The 21,102-nt window shown below is 33.3% G+C and carries 19 protein-coding genes; 18 read left to right on the forward strand and 1 reads right to left on the reverse strand.

The window, feature by feature from the left end:
• Positions 1–6 precede the first annotated feature (6 nt).
• From purD to tnpA (ACWPVO_RS03185), 14 genes are all read left to right on the forward strand, one after another.
• Entirely contained in the window at positions 7–1,251 is a 1,245-nt protein-coding gene (purD, locus tag ACWPVO_RS03120; RefSeq protein ID WP_454206461.1) for a phosphoribosylamine--glycine ligase, read from the forward strand.
• A gap of 116 nt (positions 1,252–1,367) precedes the next feature.
• The gene (locus ACWPVO_RS03125; RefSeq protein WP_060800389.1) at positions 1,368–2,039 is read left to right on the forward strand and encodes a YoaK family protein; all 672 of its coding nucleotides are present in this window, start codon (positions 1,368–1,370) and stop codon (positions 2,037–2,039) included.
• 177 nt (positions 2,040–2,216) lie between these two features.
• Positions 2,217–2,873: a GntR family transcriptional regulator gene (locus ACWPVO_RS03130; protein WP_454206463.1), complete on the forward strand. Its 657-nt coding sequence runs from the start codon at positions 2,217–2,219 to the stop codon at positions 2,871–2,873.
• A gap of 182 nt (positions 2,874–3,055) precedes the next feature.
• Positions 3,056–3,529: an IS200/IS605 family transposase gene (gene tnpA / locus ACWPVO_RS03135; RefSeq protein WP_005955379.1), complete on the forward strand. Its 474-nt coding sequence runs from the start codon at positions 3,056–3,058 to the stop codon at positions 3,527–3,529.
• 204 nt (positions 3,530–3,733) lie between these two features.
• Positions 3,734–4,495: a carbon-nitrogen family hydrolase gene (locus tag ACWPVO_RS03140; RefSeq protein WP_270675683.1), complete on the forward strand. Its 762-nt coding sequence runs from the start codon at positions 3,734–3,736 to the stop codon at positions 4,493–4,495.
• Positions 4,496–4,510: 15 nt separating this feature from the next.
• A complete protein-coding gene (locus tag ACWPVO_RS03145; RefSeq protein ID WP_454206465.1) occupies positions 4,511–5,191 on the forward strand; it encodes a DUF2848 family protein in 681 nt (226 codons plus the stop codon).
• Positions 5,192–5,221: 30 nt separating this feature from the next.
• Entirely contained in the window at positions 5,222–6,250 is a 1,029-nt protein-coding gene (locus ACWPVO_RS03150; protein WP_270675680.1) for a TRAP transporter substrate-binding protein, read from the forward strand.
• 14 nt (positions 6,251–6,264) lie between these two features.
• On the forward strand, positions 6,265–6,735 hold the full coding sequence (locus ACWPVO_RS03155) for a TRAP transporter small permease (RefSeq protein ID WP_454206467.1): 471 nt from the start codon (positions 6,265–6,267) through the stop codon (positions 6,733–6,735).
• A complete protein-coding gene (locus ACWPVO_RS03160; RefSeq protein WP_270675827.1) occupies positions 6,732–8,000 on the forward strand; it encodes a TRAP transporter large permease in 1,269 nt (422 codons plus the stop codon). The genes ACWPVO_RS03155 and ACWPVO_RS03160 overlap by 4 nt, the downstream gene beginning before the upstream one ends.
• A gap of 489 nt (positions 8,001–8,489) precedes the next feature.
• Positions 8,490–9,827: a DUF3798 domain-containing protein gene (locus ACWPVO_RS03165; RefSeq protein WP_454206470.1), complete on the forward strand. Its 1,338-nt coding sequence runs from the start codon at positions 8,490–8,492 to the stop codon at positions 9,825–9,827.
• 110 nt (positions 9,828–9,937) lie between these two features.
• Positions 9,938–11,530 (forward strand): sugar ABC transporter ATP-binding protein, encoded by a 1,593-nt coding sequence (locus ACWPVO_RS03170; protein ID WP_060800387.1) that lies wholly within the window; start codon positions 9,938–9,940, stop codon positions 11,528–11,530.
• Positions 11,523–12,599, forward strand: a complete 1,077-nt coding sequence (locus tag ACWPVO_RS03175; RefSeq protein WP_250342196.1) for an ABC transporter permease subunit — start codon at positions 11,523–11,525, stop codon at positions 12,597–12,599. Before ACWPVO_RS03170 ends, ACWPVO_RS03175 begins: the two co-directional genes overlap by 8 nt.
• Positions 12,592–13,734: an ABC transporter permease subunit gene (locus ACWPVO_RS03180; protein WP_005958137.1), complete on the forward strand. Its 1,143-nt coding sequence runs from the start codon at positions 12,592–12,594 to the stop codon at positions 13,732–13,734. The genes ACWPVO_RS03175 and ACWPVO_RS03180 overlap by 8 nt, the downstream gene beginning before the upstream one ends.
• A 200-nt stretch (positions 13,735–13,934) precedes the next feature.
• The gene (gene tnpA / locus ACWPVO_RS03185; RefSeq protein ID WP_005955379.1) at positions 13,935–14,408 is read left to right on the forward strand and encodes an IS200/IS605 family transposase; all 474 of its coding nucleotides are present in this window, start codon (positions 13,935–13,937) and stop codon (positions 14,406–14,408) included.
• A 196-nt stretch (positions 14,409–14,604) separates the two neighbouring features.
• On the opposite strand, the gene ACWPVO_RS03190 is transcribed toward tnpA (ACWPVO_RS03185), so the two are convergent.
• Positions 14,605–15,480 (reverse strand): DUF4300 family protein, encoded by an 876-nt coding sequence (locus tag ACWPVO_RS03190; protein WP_454206473.1) that lies wholly within the window; start codon positions 15,478–15,480, stop codon positions 14,605–14,607.
• A 165-nt stretch (positions 15,481–15,645) separates the two neighbouring features.
• Between ACWPVO_RS03190 and ACWPVO_RS03195 the strand changes: the two genes are divergently transcribed.
• From ACWPVO_RS03195 to ACWPVO_RS03210, 4 genes are all read left to right on the forward strand, one after another.
• Complete coding sequence (locus ACWPVO_RS03195; RefSeq protein WP_454206475.1) at positions 15,646–16,230, forward strand: TetR/AcrR family transcriptional regulator; 585 nt, start codon at positions 15,646–15,648, stop codon at positions 16,228–16,230.
• 9 nt (positions 16,231–16,239) lie between these two features.
• On the forward strand, positions 16,240–18,294 hold the full coding sequence (locus ACWPVO_RS03200; protein ID WP_454206477.1) for an efflux RND transporter permease subunit: 2,055 nt from the start codon (positions 16,240–16,242) through the stop codon (positions 18,292–18,294).
• Between the two features lie 22 nt (positions 18,295–18,316).
• Complete coding sequence (locus ACWPVO_RS03205; RefSeq protein WP_454206479.1) at positions 18,317–20,743, forward strand: hypothetical protein; 2,427 nt, start codon at positions 18,317–18,319, stop codon at positions 20,741–20,743.
• Between the two features lie 62 nt (positions 20,744–20,805).
• Entirely contained in the window at positions 20,806–21,072 is a 267-nt protein-coding gene (locus ACWPVO_RS03210; RefSeq protein ID WP_454206481.1) for a GNAT family N-acetyltransferase, read from the forward strand.
• The last annotated feature ends 30 nt before the right edge of the window (positions 21,073–21,102 follow it).

Here is a 21,102-nt window from a genome sequence, read left to right on the forward strand (position 1 = left end):
GGCCAAATGAAAGTACTTGTAATTGGAAATGGTGGAAGAGAGCACGCACTTGCATGGAAGCTTAAGGAAAGTAAATCCGTTGATAAAATTTATATGGCGAGGGGAAATGGAGGAACAGAAGACTTCTGTGAAAACCTAGATATTGACCCAACAGACATAGAAAAACTTCTTGCCTTTGCAGTGGAAAACAAGATTGATTTAACAGTAGTGGGACCAGAAGATCCCCTTTGCGCAGGAATAGTTGATGCCTTTAACGAAAAGGGACTTAGGGTTTTTGGACCAAACAAGGCTTGTGCGAGATTTGAAAAGTCTAAGGAATTTACAAAAATATTCCTAGAAAAATATTCTATCCCAACTGCAAAATATAAGAGCTTTGAATCCTATGACCATGCAGAAAAATGTCTTGAAGATTTTTCTTACCCTCTAGTTGTAAAGGCAGATGGACTTTGCTTTGGCAAGGGAGTTATAATTTGCCAAGACAGAGATGAAGCAGTAGACGCCCTTGAAAAAATCTTTAAGGATAAGATTTTTGGCGACCAAGGAAACACAGTTGTTATTGAAGAATTCTTGACAGGAGAAGAGGCATCTGTCCTTTGCCTTGTTTCAAATAACAAATTATTCCCACTTGAAAGGGCCAAGGACCACAAGCAAATCTTTGACGGAGACAAGGGGCCAAACACTGGTGGAGTTGGAACTTATTCCCCAGTATCAGCGAGCCTTAAGTTAGAAGAAAATCTTGAAAAAATTTACAAACAAATTGAAGATGGACTTAATAAAGAAGGTCTTCACTATTCAGGAATTCTCTTTGTTGGGTTTATGATTGAAAATGATATGCCAAAAGTTCTTGAATTTAATGTAAGATTTGGCGACCCAGAGACAGAAGTCCTAATGCCAAGACTTGACGTAGACTTGTATGAACTTTTAAATAAGACAATTGATGGAAAACTTAAAAAAGATGACATCAGATGGAAGGATGAAACTTGCCTCACACTTATAATGTGTTCAGGTGGCTATCCAGGATCCTATGAAAAGGGAAAACTTATTGAAGGACTTGATAAGGTGGACAAGGACATAATTGTCTTCCACAATGGAACTAAGAAAACTGATGACCTTTACACTAACGGTGGAAGAGTCCTATCCATTACAGCTTTAGGCAAAAATTTAGATGAAGCTCGTAAGAAGGCTTACGACAATGTAGAAAGAATTTCCTTCGAAGGAGCATACTATAGAAAAGATATAGGAAGTAAATAAAAAATTTCTTTTCATAAAAATCAAAAATGAAAAAATTGCAGGTGGTTTATGACAATCACCTGCTTTTTTTATTGCAGAAATTTATTTTTGTATTAGACTATATGTTGGTGGTTAATATGAAATTAAAATCTTATGAAAACTTGCACGAAACTTTTTTAGTATTAATATTTATAACTTTGGCAGGAGGCTTTCAAGATGCATATTCCTATCTAATGAGAGGTAAGGTCTTCGCCAACGCACAGACAGGGAATATAGTTCTCCTCTTTAAAAACATAGTGGACTTAAATTTTAAAGAATCCATAGCTTACTTAATCCCAGTTTTATCCTTTGTGCTTGGTGTTTACGTTGCAGTTCGTTTTGAAGATGCAATAGAAAAAAGAGTCCTCCACTGGCGACAATATATAATTGGTTTTGAAATTATAATTATGATTGTGGTTGCTATGATCCCAGAGAACTTAAATAATTTAGCTAACGCATTACTATCTTTTTCTTGTGCCATGCAAGTCTATTCCTTTAAAAAAATTTACGGACTTAGCTTTGCAACAACAATGTGCATTGGAAACTTAAGATCAGCGACAGAAAATCTTTCCAAGTATCACATCACAAGACAAGATGTATATTTGGAAAATGCAAAGAAGTATTATGCAGTTATATTTGTATTTGGAATGGGAGCAGCTCTTGGCTACTTAACATCAAATAGATTGGGCTTTAAGTCTATCTTAATAGCAGCAGGCCTTTTAACAATTTCTTTCTTTATTTTATTCTTAGAAGACCGAGGGGATATTTAAATATATTAATAGTTCAAAGCAATTAACGCTCAAAGTAGATTTTTAGAACTTGTGTTATTTCACAGTTCATGTATACTAGTAAATATTATAATTATAGACTATTGAATTACTTTATGATCAGTTATTCATAAAATTTTTATTAAATAAATAGATTTTAATTAAATGGGAGTGTTGAGATTGATAAAAGTTAAGAGCTATAAAATGGCAGCTTATGATGAAATTAAGGAAAAAATAATTAGTGGTGAATATGAGCCAGGAAAATCTTTAAATGAAAGGCTACTATCAGAAGAGTTTGGGATAAGCAGGACTCCTATAAGAGAAGCATTAATGAAATTATCCTATGAAGGTTGGATTATTAATGAGCCTTATAAGCCAAATGTTGTTAGAAATTTTGATTTAAAAACAATACTGGAAGCACAAAAAGTTAGAGCATCCCTTGAATTACTAGCCCTGGAATATGCATTTGACGAATTAGATAAAGATGATATAGAGCAGTTAAAAATTATAACTCAAGAAACAGAAGAATCTAAATCATATAATGAATTTATATATTTGGATCGTAGTTTTCATGAATACTTCTATAATAAGAGCGGCAATCATATTTTAGAGTCAACAATGAGAAATTTAAATGATATAATTAGATTTTTTGGATTAGTAGCTATTGATAATCCGGGCAGAACTAGAGAAACTGTTGAAGAACATAGTAGAATAATTGAAGCATTGAAAAAAAACAAAAAAGAAGAAGCTCTTATGGCAATGAAGTATCATATGGAACAGACAGAGAATTCTATAATAAAAAGGTATAAGAGAAAAAAGAATATAGAAAAAATTTAGAGAAAACTCTTTATCATTAATATGATAAAGAGTTTTTCTTTAATTGTACGCTTTAGCATGAATAAACCACCAGCTATGCTGGTGGTAGAAAAATAAAGCTTTAGCTTAAAGCAAAAAACCTCCCGTGATAAACTATTAATGTTACTGGCAGTAGCATAAATAGAAAAGGGAGGTATCCTAAAATGGATAAAAATAGTTTATCACATACATCCTGGAATTGTAAGTATCACGTAGTATTTGCTCCAAAATATAGAAGACAAGTAATTTATGGAAGGTTAAAACAAGATATAGGAAAAATATTAAGGGATTTATGTGACAGAAAAGGAATAAATATAATAGAAGCAGAATGCTGTCCAGACCATATTCATATGTTGTTGGAAATTCCACCGAAATACAGCATATCTCAAACAATGGGATATTTAAAAGGGAAAAGTAGTCTAATAATATTTGATAGGCATGCAAATTTAAAATACAAATATGGGAATAGACACTTTTGGTGTAGAGGATATTACGTAGATACAGCAGGAAAGAATGCGAAAAAGATACAAGAATATATAAAAAATCAATTAAAAGAAGATTACATGGCAGATCAAATAAGTATAAAGGAATTTGTAGACCCGTTTACGGGTGAGCAAGTGAACAAAAGCAAAAAATAAGGTGCTTTAGCACCAGCTGTGAAAATTGGTGCACGAGAAAGAAAGTTCAAAGCATGGAATGCTGCCGGTAACAGCCCCTTATAGGGGCAAAACAAACCACCGGCTTAGCCGGTGGTTATGATTTAGTAAAATCTATTGACAAAGGTTTTCTTAATTGTTAATCTATGTATATGGTATACCAAATACATATTATGGGAGGTATTTATGAAAGTTAGCCTTATTCAATGTGAATTGAAAATGGGAGATGTTCAAAAAAACTTCGAGACTATTGAGGAAAAAATTCGAAATGCTATGTTAGATAATCCCGATGTAATAGTTTTACCAGAAATGTGGAATACATCGTTTTTTCCATCTAATGTAATGGATATATGTGATAAAGATGGAGAAAAATCAAGGAAATTATTATCAAAATTAGCCGAAGAATTAAATGTTAATATTATCGGAGGTTCAGTTTCTAATTTATTAAATGATAAACTTTATAACACAGCTTATGTATACAATCGAGATGGTAAAGAAATCGCAAATTACAATAAAGTTCATCTATTCTCGCCGTCAGATGAAGATAATATTTTTGAAAAAGGTGATAAATTAGTAACTTTTGAAATTGATGGAATAAAATGTGGAATTGTTATTTGCTATGATATTAGATTTTTAGAATGGATAAGAAAATATGCATTAGAGGATATTAAAATATTATTTAATTCTGCAGCCTGGCCAGCAAAGAGAGCGGTTCATTGGGATGTATTGAATAGAGCTAGAGCTATTGAAAACCAAATGTTTGTGGTATGTGTTAATGGTGTTGGTGACTTTGGTGGTCATAGTGCAATAATTGATCCATGGGGAGAGTATATAGTAGAGCCATATGAATCAGATGAAATAAAAACTGGAGAATTAGATTTAACAATAATAAGTGATATTAGAAACAGTATAAATGTATTTAAGGATAGACGTCCTGAATTATATTAATATGAGGTGTGATTTATGAAAAAACTAAGTTTCTTTTTTAATGAAAAAGAGATTGATTTTGAATTTAATAAAGTATATGTAATTGGATATGCTGGTAGAGATATGGAGAAAACTCAGGAGCATATTGACGAATTAGAAAGGGAGTTGGGAGTGGCTCCTCCAAAGAAAATTCCTACTATTTTTGAAGTTTCAAAAGAAATAGTTACACAAGACTCGGATTTGAAATTTGTTGGTGGAAAAACTTCAGGAGAAGCAGAGTATATCATACTAATAAAAAACAACAAGGTATATATAACAATTGGATCTGACCATACTGATAGAGCTTTAGAAAGCGTTAGCATTTTTAAATCTAAACAAGTTTGTTTAAAGCCAATTGCTAAAACAATTTGGGATTATGATGATATTAAAGAGCACTGGGATTCAATAAGGTTGACATCTTCACAAGTAGTTAATGGAAAAGAAATTAAATACCAAGACGACACTTTAGCATCAATTTTACCAGTTGAAAAAATTATAGACGAGTTAAAGGAAAGAGTTGGAGATATAAACAACAGTATAATATACTCAGGTACAGTTTCATTGATAGGTGGATTTGAATATGGCAGTAAATTTATTTCAAAAATGATAGATGAAAAATCTGGGAAGACAATTAATCTAGATTACGAAGTGAATGTAATCCCAGAGGAAGAAAGGTAAACTTATATTTTAAATTTTAAGGAGGAAAACATGAAAATATCAAAAAAAATATTTACAAGCTTTATTTTAATTTTTTTAATTGCTTTAACCCTAGTGGGATGTGGATCTAAAGGTAAGGCTGAGTCAACAGAAGGTTCGACAGCAGGTAAAATACAAATTAAACTAGGTTGTGTTGGAAATGAACAACATCAATCAACTATTGCTTCAGAATTATTTAAGAAGTACCTAGAAGAATCTTCCGATGATTTCGAAGTTAGCGTATATCCAAATGCTCAATTGGGTGGAGAAAGAGAAATGGCTGAAGGAACAAAACTTGGTACAATTCAGATGACAGTTGTTACATCAGATGGAACACTTCCTGCATGGGTTCCCGAAATACAAATATTATCTATTCCATACTTGTTTGAAAACCAAGAGAAAGCTTATAAAGCTTTAGATGGTATTATATCAGAAAAACTAAATCCTAAGTTTGAAGAGGCAGGGTTCAAACACTTAGCTTTTGGAGAATTAGGATTTAGACATTTTTCAAACTCAAAGAAAGAGATAAAAACAGTAGAGGATATGAAAGGCCTTTCATTTAGAGTTCAAGAAGCTCCAGTATGGTTTGCTTTAATGGATAGTTTAAATGCATCTGCAGTTCCTGTTTCCTTTAACGAACTATACACTGCTCTTCAACAAGGTATGGTAGACGGACAAGAAAATCCTATTGCGACTGTTGCAACACAAAAGTTTTATGAAGTTCAAAAATATCTATCTTTGGATGGACATACGTATGCAGCAGTAAGTATGGTTATGAATAAAGATTTTTTTGATAAATTAAATCCAGAACAACAAAAACTAGTTCAAGAGGCAGCAGATAAGGCAGCAAAAGAGCAAAGAAAAATTGTATCAGAACATGAAGAAGAATATTTACAAGATTTGAAGAATAATGGTATGATAATTTCTGAAGTAGATAAAAACTCTTTCGTAGAAGCTACTAAAGATATATACACTAATCCAGAAGTAGCACAATTAGTTAGCCCAGATTTTGTTGAAGAAGTTAGGGACTTTATTAAATAGCATTAGGAGGTTTTATGAAATATCTTGAAAAAACATTGAAATTTGCAATGGTTCTTAGCTCAGCAATTTTAGCTATTGTTACTTTTTTACAAGTTATAATGAGGTTTTTCTTTAAAATGCCTGTTGCATGGGGTCAAGATATAATAAGATTAAGCTTTGTTTATTTAGTTTTTTTAGGTGCAGCTTATTGTTTAAAGACTAATGATCATTTAAATATAGACATTATTTTTTCAATGGTATCTAATAAAACAGGTAAGATTTTACAAATTTTGATTAACTTTGTTTTACTTGGATTCTTTATTTTACTATTAATATATGGAATACAATTTTCAAAGACAGGCATAACACAAAAAGCTCCATATACAGCTATTCCAATGATTTATTATTATGCTTCAATACCTATAAGCGTAATATTTTTAATACTTTATGATATTGAAATAATAATTAGTCAATTTAAAGGAATTAAGGATGGTGAAACAAAATGATAATATTAGTACTATTTGCTGCTTTTTTATTGGGGGTTCCAATAGCTTTCGCCCTTGGTATTGTATCTTTAGGACAAATTGTCACAGATGGTTATCCTTTATTAGTTGTTGCACAAAGACTATTTACAGGTGTTGATAGCATTGCATTGACAGCAATACCTTTGTTTATATTATCAGGTGGATTAATGCTTAAGGGTGGAATGAGTGATAGATTAGTTAACTTTGCAGACCTACTTATAGGACATCATCCTAGTGGACTAGCAATGGTAAGTATCCTAGCATGCATGTTCTTCGCAGCTATAACTGGCTCAGCAATTGCAGCTACAGCAGCAATTGGTGGTATAATGGCACCGATTATGATTGAAAAAGGATACGATAAAGAGTTTTGCGCTCCTCTGTTAGCGACAGGTGGATCGATAGGTCCAATAATACCTCCATCAATACCTTTATTGATTTATGGAGTTATGGCAAATGTGAGCGTTGCAAAACTTTTTATTGGTGGTTTTATACCAGGTATTTTAATGGGAATAGCTTTAATGATATATTCTTATTTTGTAGGCAAAAAAAGAAATTATATAGGTAGAGAGGAAAAAGCTTCATTAAAAGAAGTGTTAGTGGCTGGAAAAGATGCTATGCTAGCATTAATAATGCCTATAATAATTATAGGTGGTATAATGAGCGGGTTCTTTTCACCAACAGAATCAGCAACAGTAGCAACTTTTTATGCATTAATAATTGGATTATTTGTGTATAAAGAATTAAAACTTTCTGATTTACCAGGTATTTTATTGGATGCAGCAAAATCTACTGGACAAGTTTTACTTGTTGTAGGAGCAGCTTCTCTATTTACTTGGGTGATAACTGTTAATAATATACCACAAACAGTAGGAGCCTTTTTAGCAAGTAATGTAGGTTCAAAGTTTAGTCTATTATTAATAATTAATATAATATTATTAATAGCAGGTACATTTATAGATACAACTAGTGCTGTTGTTATTTTCACACCTTTGTTTTTACCGATAGTACAAACATTCGGAATAGATCTAATTCACTTTGGATTAGTAATGGCTGTAAATCTTACTATAGGAATGTGTACCCCACCGTTGGGTGTATGTCTATTTGTAGCAGGATCAATAACAAAAGTGTCTTTAAAGGAACAGATTAAAGACTTGATTCCTATGTTAATTGTATTAATTGCAATTTTATTGTTAATAACATATGTACCTTCGACTGTAACAATTTTGCCTGATATATTTGTTAAATAATTTTATAATTTTGAATTAATCAATTGATTATAAAAAACATATTAATTGGAGCGATTTTAAATCGGCATATTTTACCGCCAATTCAAGAAAAAGTACAAATCAATTCATAATATTTTTAAAGTATGTTATATTGATATTTAAGTCTGGGCCCATTAGCTCAGACTTTTTTAATTCAAAACACTTTAGACTGATAGAAGTTAAAATGGCAAAAGTTTTATACTTTTACAAGCTTATAAAAACTAGATTTTTACAAATAAAAGCTAAAAACAAAAAACTATAAATTCATAGAATATGTTAATTTCAAACTTAGCTGAAGTATATTTAAATTACTAAATTAACAATTCCATATTTAGACATGTAAAATTATTGTATTTATTTTTTAGAAAATATGAAAATTAAATCATATTTCCATTGTATTTTGCCATTTAATGTGATAAAATCTCTATAATTTATAAACCAATATTAAATAAATTAGAAGAGGTGTAAAAAATGAAAAAATTTAAAGGGTTTATGGGAATCATGCTTTTAATGATTATGGCAATGGTATTCACTGGATGTCAAAAAGTTGACAACGGAGCTGCAAAGGAAGGCAAAGAAGCTTCCACAACTGCAGAAGCAGGACAAAAAGCAAAGTTTGAAACTCTAAAAGACGGCGAAGAATATCACATCGGAATTGTTACTGGTACAGTATCTCAAGCTGAAGATGAGTTCCGTGCTGCTGAAAAAGCTATTGAACTTTACGGCGCTGCTGATAAGGGTGGAATTATTAAACACGATACTTATCCAGACAGATTCGAAGCTGAACAAGAAACTACAATTTCTAAAATCGTTGCTATGGCAGACGATCCTCTAATGAAGGCTGTTATTGTTAACCAATCAGTTCCAGGAACTGTTGCAGCATTTAACCAAATTAGAGAAAAAAGACCTGATATCCTTCTTGTAAACTTAGTTGCTCAAGAAGATACAGTGATGGTAGAAAATGCTTCTGACCTTGTAATGGATGCTGACAACGTATCAAGAGGATACAGAATTATAGCTGCTGCTAAGGAAATGGGAGCTACTAAATTTGCTCACATCACTTTCCCAAGACACATGTCTATTGAACTTCTTGCTCTTAGACGTGCAATCATGGAAGAAGCTTGTAAGGACCTAGGACTTGAATTTATTTCATTAAACGCACCAGATCCTACAACTGATATTGGTGTTCCAGGAGCACAACAATATATTGCAGAAAACATCCAACCTTGGATTGACAAGTATGGTAAAGACACTGCTTTCTTCTGTACAAATGACGCCCACACTGAACCACTTCTTAGAGGTGTTGCAGCTGGTGGAGCAATCTTTGTAGAACAAGACTTACCATCTCCAATTATGGGTTACCCTAAGGCATTCTCTGTAGACATCCAAAACATGGCTGGAGACTGGAAGGCAATTAACGAAGCTGTTGAAAAAGCAGTTATCGAAAAAGGCGGAGACAAGAGAATGGGAACTTGGGCATACTCTCTAGGTTATTCATTAACTCTTGGTGCTGTTGACCACGTAATGGAAGTTCTTAAGGGTGAAGGCGAACTTCTTAACCAAGAACAAATCCTTGCTTCTATTCAAAAATACACTGAAGGTGCAAAATGGATGGCTGAAAACTATGTAGACAGAGCTACTGGAGAAACTAAGGACAACCACTTCTTACTAGCTCAAGACACTTATGTATATGGTAGAGGATACCTTGGCATGGATAAGATCAAAGTTCCTGAAAAATATCTAAACCTAAACGTAGACTTAGATGCTATTAAGGAAGCTCAAGAAAATGCAGAAGGAAAAGCTGAATAATTAAATTATTCTAAAACAATAACAAATAAGTAAATATCTTATTAAATAAATTAAAGTCAACGGGCTACCGTTGATTTTAATTTTATGATTATGAAGATGGAGGGGTTTTGTTGACAAATAGTTTACTTGAAGTCAAGAATGTCAGCAAGAGTTTTGGCGAAAATGCCGTCTTAAAGGATGTTAATTTCTCTCTCAATAAGGGAGAGATCTTAGGGCTTGTTGGAGAAAATGGTGCCGGTAAGTCAACTCTAATGAATATAATTTTTGGAATGGAAGTAATTAGAGACACAGGCGGTTACAACGGTGAAATTTATTTTGACGGAAAATTAATTGACTTTAAAAATCCAATTGACGCCTTAAATGCAGGCATAGGAATGGTGCATCAAGAATTTAGTTTAATCCCTGGATTTACTGTTGCAGAAAATATTACTCTAGATATGGAAGAAACTAATCCTTCTGTAATATCTAAAATTTTTGGAAAAAAATTAGAAAGTATTGATGCAAAGGAAAATATAAAAATTGCAGGCAAATCACTAGATACTCTTGAAGTAAACATTGACACTAATGCACTTGTTTCAGAAATGCCTGTAGGTCACAAGCAATTTATTGAAATTGCAAGGGAAATGACAAGGAAAGATGTAAAATTAATTATTATGGATGAGCCAACAGCAGTTCTTACAGAAAGTGAGGCAAATAACCTCACAGAATCTTTGAGGACTCTTGCAAATCTAGGAATTTCCATAATTTTCATCACTCATAGACTTCGTGAAATCACAAGTGTTTGTGATCAAGTTGTTGTTCTAAGAGATGGTGAAATAATTGAAGATAGAAAAAATGAAGACCTATCTATTGAACAAATAGCTCAATGGATGGTTGGAAGAGATGGAGAAAAGAAGGTTGCCAAGGAAAGACTTGAAAAAAACCTTGAATCCAACGACCATATAATGGAAATTGAACATCTCTGGGTTGATATGCCAGGTGAAGCTGTATATGATGTTAATCTTTCAGTTATTAGGGGTGAAATTCTAGGTATTGCTGGACTTGCTGGTCAGGGAAAACTTGGTATCCCTAATGGAATCCTTGGAACTTATCCTGTAGGTGGTAAAATCACTTACAATGGAAAAGAATTAAAACTTGGTGATACTCTTGATATCTTAAAAAATAAAATAGCCTTTGTATCTGAAGATAGGAGGGGAGTTGGACTTTTACTAGAAGAACCAATCTTTTGGAATATTGCCTTTAACGCGATGCAGGTCCAAGAAAAGTTTATTAAAAAGAGATTTGGCTTCAAATTTAGAGATGAAGTTAAAATGAGAGAATTATCTGACGAATATATTAAGTCTCTTGCTATCAGGACTACAGGTTCTGATCAAAAGGCAGGAAACTTATCTGGTGGTAACCAACAAAAAGTTTGTCTTGCCAAGGCCTTTGCCATGGATCCAGACCTACTATTTGTATCAGAACCAACAAGAGGTATTGACATAGGTGCTAAGGAACTTGTTCTTGATGCCCTAAAGGAATCTAATGAAAAAGACAACACAACTATTGTAATGGTTTCGTCAGAACTTGAAGAATTAAGAAGTATTTGTGATAGAATTGCTGTTATCTGTGAAGGTAAAATTGCAGGAATACTTCCAGCTAGTGCTGATCCAACAAAGTTTGGACTTCTAATGAGTGGGGAAGGAGAGCTTGGAAATGACTAAAAAGAAAAGTTTAATACAACAAATAGGAATACCAAGACTTATCATTGGAATTTTCCTCTTAATGCTTTTTATAGCTGCTCCAATGGCTGGTGTTTCTCTTACTGATTCAGTCCAAAACGTACTTTCAAGATTTGGAATGTTCTCCGTTTTAGTTCTATCTCTTGTGCCTATGGTACAATCTGGTTGCGGACTAAACTTTGGTATTCCAATTGGAGTTGTAGCAGGAATACTTGGTGGAGTTACATCTATTGAGTTTGGCTTCAAAGGTTTCACAGGTATATTTATTGCAATGATATTTGCTGCTCTTATAGCAGTAGTTTTTGGATTTTTCTACGGAATTTTATTAAATAGGATTAAGGGCGATGAAATGCTTATAGCTACTTATGTAGGTTATTCATTCACAGCCTTCATGTGTATTGCATACTTAATTCTTCCATACAAGAATCCAGTTTCCGTATTAAGTTATAGTGGTAAGGGACTTTCACAACAAGTTCCAGTTGCAGACTATTGGATGAAGTCCAAGGTCCTAGAAAATGGAACTAGAATTACAGATGGTCTTTTAAACAACTTCTTATCTATTAATATACTTGGAGTTAGGATTCCAGTTGGAATGTTCTTAATCTTTGCTCTTATGGCATTTATTGTTTGGGCATTCTTCAAGACAAAAACTGGTACAGCTATGACAGCTGTTGGATCTAACCCAGAGTATGCGAGAGCATCTGGAATTAATATTAACAGGGTAAGGCTAGTTTCTGTAATATTCTCTACAGTACTTGCAGCAGTTGGAATTATTATTTACCAACAATCCTATGGTTTTATCCAACTTTACCAAGCTCCACTTGCCTTTACCTTCCAAACAGTAGCAGCCCTACTAATTGGTGGTGCAAGTATTAACAAAGCATCTATTCCAAATGTTATAATTGGTACATTTTTATTCCAAGGTGTAATTACACTTACTCCTACAGTTATAAATGGTGCACTAAATATAGATATTTCAGAAATACTAAGAATGATAATCACAAATGGAATGATAATTTACGCACTTACAAGGAGGAGTAAAGATGAATAAAAAATTTAATTTTAAAGAATTTTTATACAGATTTATGGTTCCAATTTTGTTTATAATTATAGTTGTGGCGGGACTTCTTATTGCCAAACCACCACTATCTTATATTACAAATGAACTTTCAAAGAGAATGGTAAGAAATACCTTCTTAGTACTTTCTCTTATAATTCCAATCATAGCAGGTATGGGAATCAACTTTGGTATTCCTCTTGGAGCTATGGCAGGACAAATTGGAATAATCTTTGCTCAAGACTGGGGATTCACAGGAGCGACAGGACTTCTTATTGCTGCTCTAATTGGTACTCCAATTGCAATTTTACTTGGACAATTTTCAGGTAGAGTTCTTAATAGGGCAAGGGGTAGAGAAATGATCACATCAATGATGCTTGCCTTCTTTATCCTAGGTTGGTATATGTTATTCCTACTTTACTTCTGTGGAACTTTAATTCCTATGAGAACTAAGGCTATGGTCCTTTCAGCAGGTTACGGTATTAAAAACTCTATTACCCTAGCATCTGCTCAAGGCTTTGATAACATTCTAAAGTTTAGAATTAACATTCCTATTACTGCTAAGCATCAAATTCTTTTTGATGTTCCAGTAGTTACTCTTGCAATAATTGCACTACTTTGCCTATTCATTGTATGGTTTAGAAACACAAAACTAGGTCACGACATGAAGGCAGTAGGTCAAGATCAATTTGTTGCACAAAACGCAGGGATGAACTCAGATAAAATAAGAATTGCATCCATTGTTATGTCAACAGTTCTTGCTTGCTACGGACAAATCATTTATCTACAAAACATTGGTACTCTTGCAACTTATGCAGGACAAGACCAAGCAGCTCTTTATGCAGCAGCATCAATCCTTGTTGGTGGTGCATCTGTATCAAAGGCTTCAATACCAAATGTTATCTTAGGTACAGCCCTTTTCCACTTAATGTTTATAGTTCTTCCACAAGCGGGAAGAGTTTTAACAGGCGATGCTATGATGGGTGAATACTTCAGAACATTTATCTCCTACGGAGTTGTAACTCTTGCACTTATCCTTCACGCTTTCGAAAGAAAGAGAGAGCTTGATGCAAATAGGTTGAAGTTAAGAGAAGATAAGATAAAAGATGGAAACAAAGTAGTAGAATAAAAATAAATTTTAGCAAAATAAAATTGCTCCATGTAAAAGTGGGGCAATTTTTTTTGCATTTTTGTACGCTTTAGCATGAATAAACCACCAGCTATGCTGGTGGTAGAAAAATAAAGCTTTAGCTTAAAGCAAAAAACCTCCCGTGATAAACTATTAATGTTACTGGCAGTAGCATAAATAGAAAAGGGAGGTATCCTAAAATGGATAAAAATAGTTTATCACATACATCCTGGAATTGTAAGTATCACGTAGTATTTGCTCCAAAATATAGAAGACAAGTAATTTATGGAAGGTTAAAACAAGATATAGGAAAAATATTAAGGGATTTATGTGACAGAAAAGGAATAAATATAATAGAAGCAGAATGCTGTCCAGACCATATTCATATGTTGTTGGAAATTCCACCGAAATACAGCATATCTCAAACAATGGGATATTTAAAAGGGAAAAGTAGTCTAATAATATTTGATAGGCATGCAAATTTAAAATACAAATATGGGAATAGACACTTTTGGTGTAGAGGATATTACGTAGATACAGCAGGAAAGAATGCGAAAAAGATACAAGAATATATAAAAAATCAATTAAAAGAAGATTACATGGCAGATCAAATAAGTATAAAAGAATTTGTAGACCCGTTTACGGGTGAGCAAGTGAACAAAAGCAAAAAATAAGGTGCTTTAGCACCAACTGTGAAAATTGGTGCACGAGAAAGAAAGTTCAAAGCATGGAATGCTGCCGGTAACAGCCCCTTATAGGGGCAAAACAAACCACCGGCTTAGCCGGTGGTTATGATTAATTTTAAAGTTTGCCTTATAAATTATGGGAATTGAATTTTTGAAATTCTCAAACTCAAATATTTTAAATTAATTAAAGGTCAACATATTTATCATTGTCCATTATGAAGGGTGGAGCCACTTCTGGATCTACATAGTCCTTGTACTTATTTTTTAAATATTTGTAAGCATCTTCCTTCTTGGAAAACTCTATAGCTTGATAAGGATCTTCAAAGGAAATTTTTTCTAAGAACAAATATCCATCTTCAAGGGGAAGAAGGACTCCAACGTGACCAATAAATAAGTAATCTCCATCTAAATTGTCATTGAGAACTACTGAAAGCATACGGACATCCTTTGGGAAGTTGACTTTTGACAAAAATTCTTCCATAACCTTAGCATGAACCTTTGGGTCCTTAGATGAACTAGTCTTAACTCTTGAAAATAATTTATAAAATTTTTCTAAGTCTTCTTCATTAAATAAATTAAAAGACCTTAGGGCTTCCTTGTCCATAAAAAGAATTTCATCATCAATGGGAAGGTCTTCTTTTATTGATAAGTTATCCTTTAAGAGCAAGAAGGAATTTATCCTGCAATTGGTATCAGGGTACTCATGTTTAATAGATGACCTCATATCCAAAATTTTATCAAGCTTATCCTCTTTAGAGGGCTCTGTAAAGTCACCACTTAATAAATCTTTTGGGATTGATTTATTGTAATCACTTACAAGACTCGCAAAGACTTCTCCATTCTTCTTATTTAAATTCTTTTCTATAATTTTCTTTATTTTATTAAGTGTCTCATCATCATTCATATTTGAAACAAGATAATCTCCATTTTTATTTTCATGGACTTCAGCTTTTTCAATCTTATTACTATTATTTTCTATTTTATTGTTTTTATTTTTATTACCACAAGCAGAAGTCAAAAGACTAAGGCAAGTGATAAAAATTATAGATTTTTTCTTCATTTTTCCTCCGGGAATAATTATATTAAAAATTTATTATACATTGTCAAAAAATTAATCTCAACAAAATAAAAATAGCTTGAACTTTGTTCAGAAAAGTAGTATCATATTCTTTGCTAAAAATGAACGATGTTCACGAGAAAATTTAAATATTAGGAGGAGGTAAAAATGAAAATTCAAAATAGAAGAAAAGATAAAGAAAATAAAATATCAGAAGCCGCAATGTCTTCCTTTAGAGAGAAGGGAATTGAGCCCACATCTATTAGAGATATTATGAATAGGACTGGCTTAGGACTGGGAACTTTTTACAACTACTTTAAAGACAAAAAGGACTTGGAACAAAAAATAGTTTTAGATATATTGACAGAACTTTTTTATGAGGCTGAGTCAACTTGCCAGGGAGACGACCCTAAGAAGAGATATATTTCTTTCATTAATTATATAATCGATTACTTGGTCAAGGATCCCCTTGAGTTGCAACTCATTTCAAGCAATTTAAACTGGGCCCTTTATGCCAAGGTAGAAAATGACGACAGGTACAAGGAAGCAGAAAACAGTCTTCAATTTATTTTAAATAAGTATTCAAGTTTGTTTAATGATGAGCTTTCTGATTCCGAGAGGTTATTTGTCTTGTCACTTACAATTCACATAGTTCTTTCAACTTGTGAATCAGCCCTAAGGCCAGATTCAGTTCTTGGTATAGAAGAAATGAAGCCAGCCTTATACAAAATAGTAGACAGAATATTTAGATAGAGGAGTAGAATGAAAAAATTTACAAAATTTATTTCACACAGACCAAAATTTGTCCTCTTAGTCATGACATTGCTTTTGTTTCCCTCATTCTTAGGCTACAAGCTGACGGGAGTAAACTATGACATCTTGTCTTACTTGCCCCAAGATTTAAAGTCAACTCAAGGTCAAAAAATTCTTGATGAAGATTTCAAGAATGCTGCAACAGGGATGCTGATATTAGAGGGAAGTGACCACGATGCAGAAGTCTTGAGGGAGAAAATACTTGAGATAGATGGGGTAGAAGATGTTATTTCAAAATCTTCTACTGTAGGAGATATGATTCCCAGCGAATTTTTACCAGATGAGATAAAAGATATTTTTTATGCTGATGGATCAACTCTTATGATAGTAAAGTTTAGTGAGTCATCATCTTCTCTTAAGACAATGTCTGCAATAGATGAGATTAGAAAAATTGAATCTAATCAAAAATATTTAAGTGGGATTTCTTCACTTGTCAAGGACACAAAGGACTTAATTGACAAGGAAACACCAATTTATGTTGGACTTGCAGTTGCCCTGGGACTAATAATTTTGTCCTTAACAAATGAATCAACTATAGTTCCCTTTGTATTCATGCTCACAATAGGTTATGCAGTCTTGTATAACTTTGGGACAAATATATTCCTGGGAGAGATTTCTTATATAACCAAGGCCATAGCAGCTGTATTGCAGCTTGCTGTTACCATGGACTATTCAATCTTTCTCTACCACAGGTATGTTGAAGAAAAAAAATATTACGATACAAAATATGATGCCATGGATGTTGCAATTCAAGAAACAATTTCATCTCTTTTTGCATCATCACTTACTACTTTTGCAGGATTTATTGTCCTAATAGCAATGAGACTGGGCTTAGGTAAGGATATTGGTTTAGTAATGAGTAAAGGGGTCCTAATAGGTCTAATAGCAACTGTAACAGTACTTCCAGCAATGCTTCTTATTGTTGAAAACCTAGTAAATAAATACAACCACAAGGTTATGTTGCCAAGTTTTGATAAATTGTCGGAATTTAATATTAGGCATAAGAAGGCACTATTCTTAGTAGGCATCCTCTTATTTATCCCAGCAATTTATGGATCAGTAAACACAAAGCTTTACTACAACTTAGATAGGTCACTGCCACAGGACCTTGATTCCATCGTTGCTCTTAACAAGATGAAAAAGGACTACGACATGGCAAGTACTCACTTTATAGTTGTTAAAGACGACCTTTCTAATTCTAACCTAGAGGGATTAATTAGTGACTTAAAGGGAATTGACGGCATAAATTCTGTTTTAAGTGTGAGTTCTGTAACAGGAGTTACTATTCCAAGTGAATTTTTGCCAGATAAAATTCAAGACAATTTTAGCAAAAATGGTTACCAAATGATTATGGCGAACTCCAAGTATCAAACAGCATCGCCAGAGGTAAAAAACCAAGTTGCCGAAATGAAGAAGGTAATATATAACCATGACGAGGAAGGCTACCTAACTGGAGAAGCAGTATTAACTGATGACTTAACAGTTATTTCTGACAGGGACTTTAAAATAGTAAATATTATTTCTATTTCAGTAGTGTTTTTAATTATTGCCCTTGTCTTTAAGTCTATTGGGATCCCAGTTGTATTAATCGGAGCAATAGAGCTTGCTATTCAAATAAATATGGGAATTCCCTTCTATTTTAACCACACAATTCCCTTTATTACATCAATAATAATAGGAGTTATCCAGTTGGGATCAACTATAGACTATTCAATACTTTTGACAGATAGATTTTTAGCAGAATATAAAAAGTCCAAGGACTTAGATGGGTCTTTGAAAATTGCTGTTAAAGAAACTTCAAAATCTATTGTAACTTCAGCCTTATCTTTTATGGCTGCAACAATTGGTGTAGGTATTTATTCCAAGATGGAAATTGTATCTACAATTTGTACCTTCTTAGCAAGGGGAGCAATTATAAGTATGTTTGTAATCATACTTTTCCTACCTGCTATTATCTCAGTTAGTTTTCCATTTATTAAGAAGACTACAAAAAACTTAAATTAATTTATTAAATAAGGAGAGAAAAATGAATAAGAATTTTCAAAAGGGAGTAGTTTCCCTAGTTTTATCTTCTATGATATTAACTAATACTGCTTTTGCAGCATCAGAAATTATAAATAAAAGTGAAACAGTTTATGTCCTAAAAAAAGACGACAAAATAACAGACAAGACTGTTTCTGTTTGGCTAAACTCTGAAGATAATATCAAGGGTAAGGACAAGTCAAACCTAAAAAACGTAAAGAACTTAAAGACAGATGAAATGATAAAAAATGATTCAGGATATATTTATTGGGACGAAGATGTTAAGGACATCTACTACCAAGGCAAGAGTGAAAAAGACCTTCCAGTAGATGTAAAAATCGACTATTATCTTGACGGAGAAAAAATCGAAAACTCTGATCTTAAAGGCAAGTCTGGTCATTTAAAAGTAGTTATTTCAGCAGAAAATAAAAACTATGCTATAAAGAGAATTGGCGGTAAAAAGCAAAGAGTATATGCACCTTACACCCTAATGGCAGCAATGTCTTTCCCACAAGAAGTTGCATCAAACATTGAAACTAAGGATGCAAAAGTGGCAAAAGATGGTAAAAATGAAATGGTTACAACAATTTTAACGCCAGGCCTTAGGGAGAACTTTGAAAATATTCTAGAAGAAAGACAAATGGAAGAATTCAAGAGTCAAGCCACAATAGAAATGGACATCAAGGACTATGAACCTGTAGAAGCCTACATTGTCATTTCCAATGAACTTTTCCAAAATGAAGCTGATTTAAAGTCTATTGACAAGTTAAGAGATGGAATTAAAGAATTAGAAGACAATTCAGAAAAACTAGTAGATGCTTCTTCAAAGTTATCTGATGCCCAAGGCGAATTAAATGACGGTATCTCAGAAATGGGAGATGGAACTGTAAAATTAAAAGACGGTTCTAAGGAACTATACGACAAGTCTGGAGAATTTGAAGACAAAATTGATGAAGTTATTGATAAGGTTGAACCAATTCCAGGAGCAGCACAAGAAATGTATGAAGGTGGAAGCAAATTAACTTCAGGTATCACTGATTACACTTCTGCAGTTGGCAAGATGAATGAAAAAACTGGAGAAATGAAAGATGGAGCAAGAAAGCTTCACGACGGTTCAGTAGAACTTGACAATGGAATTGGAAAATTAAAAGACGCAACAATTAAGCTTAGAGAGGGTTCAAGCAAGCTCAGCAAGGTTGATGAGATGAAGGAAGAGGACCTAAAGAAACTATCTGAATTGAAGGCTGGGATAGGAAAACTTTCAGTTGGTGCAGACAAGGTTGATGCTGGTGCAAGTAAGGCACTTGAAAGTGCAAATCAGCTTGCAGGAGGTCAAAATGAATTTAATAAAAACTTCCAAATGTTAAATTCAAAAGTACAAGCTATGGAAGTGCCAAATCTTTCTGGACTTGGAAATATTGATGTAGGGGCAGATTTAGAAAATATTGGAACTAATGCCAAATCTATTGGAACATCAGCAAGGAATATTGGAGAAGCCATACAAAAGTTAAAAGAGGCTAATGTAGACAATAACCCACAAATAAATCAGGCTATTGCAATACTTGGGGACTGCGCTGGAGACCTAGGAAGAGATGCACAGGCTATTGGTGGATCAGCCCAAAATGTGGGAACACAACTTCATGCTTTAAAGGGTTTAAGTGGAATGGCAGGGCAACTACAAGGCCTAGAACAATTAAAAGGAGGAATGAATCAACTAGCTGCAGCTTCAGAAAAATTAAATGCAGGTACAAGTCAACTTCCTGGAGGACTTGAACAGCTTCAAGCTGGAACATCAGAACTTGCTAATGGAGCAAGACAAATTGATGGAGAACTTGCAAAGGCGATGACTGAAGCAGCTTCAAAACTTGACACATCTCAACTTATGAAGCTTTCTGACTCCCTTATTAAACTTGATGATGCAACAACAAAATTAAAGGATGGTTCATCAAAACTAAGAGAAGGAACAGAACAAAGTGAAGATGCTGTAAATAAATTTACAGATGCAATCACAGAACTTGATTCTAACTCTAGCAAGTTAAAGAATGGTGCTAGCGACTTAACAAGTGGACTTTTAGAATTTAGAGATAAATCTCAAGACTTCAAGGAATTCCCAAGACTTAAGACAGAGGGAATCGTGCCTATGAGAGATGGAATTAAAAAACTTGACGATGGTATAATAGACTTGAATTCAGGTGCCTTTAAGTTAAAAGACGGCAGCAACCTAATTGATGACAATATGAGAATCTTCGCAGAAAAACTTCAAGAATTTAAACAAAAAGGAATTGACGAGTTAGATAGAAAGACAGAAGAGCTTCCAGAATTTAAAGAAACTGTAGACGCTATGTTAGAACTTTCAAAAGGCGACAACTCCTTCACAGGAACTAATGAAGGCTTTGATACAAAATACAGAATCATTGAAAAAATAAAATAAGAGTGAACTTTTATTTTAAATGGGTAAGTAACTTATAAGGACATTTAAAATAGGAGGTCATTATGGAAGTTAAAAAAGGAAGAAACTGTTATTATATAGGCGAAGACGAAAATAATTACAAGGGAATTTTACAATATGTTGAAGAGGGCGATGTAATAGATGCCCAACACACAATTGTTAAGCCAGAATTTGGTGGACAAGGTCTTGCAGGTCAGCTTGTAAAACAACTTGTTGCAGACGCAAGAAAAGAAAACAAAAAAATAAAAGGAACTTGTTCTTACGTAGAAAAGAAACTTGAGTCAAGTGACTTTGATGATGTAAGAGCATAAAAAGGTGGGGCAACTCATCTTTTTTAGTTT

The sequence above is a fragment of the Peptoniphilus sp. Marseille-Q6390 genome, from assembly GCF_965119475.1.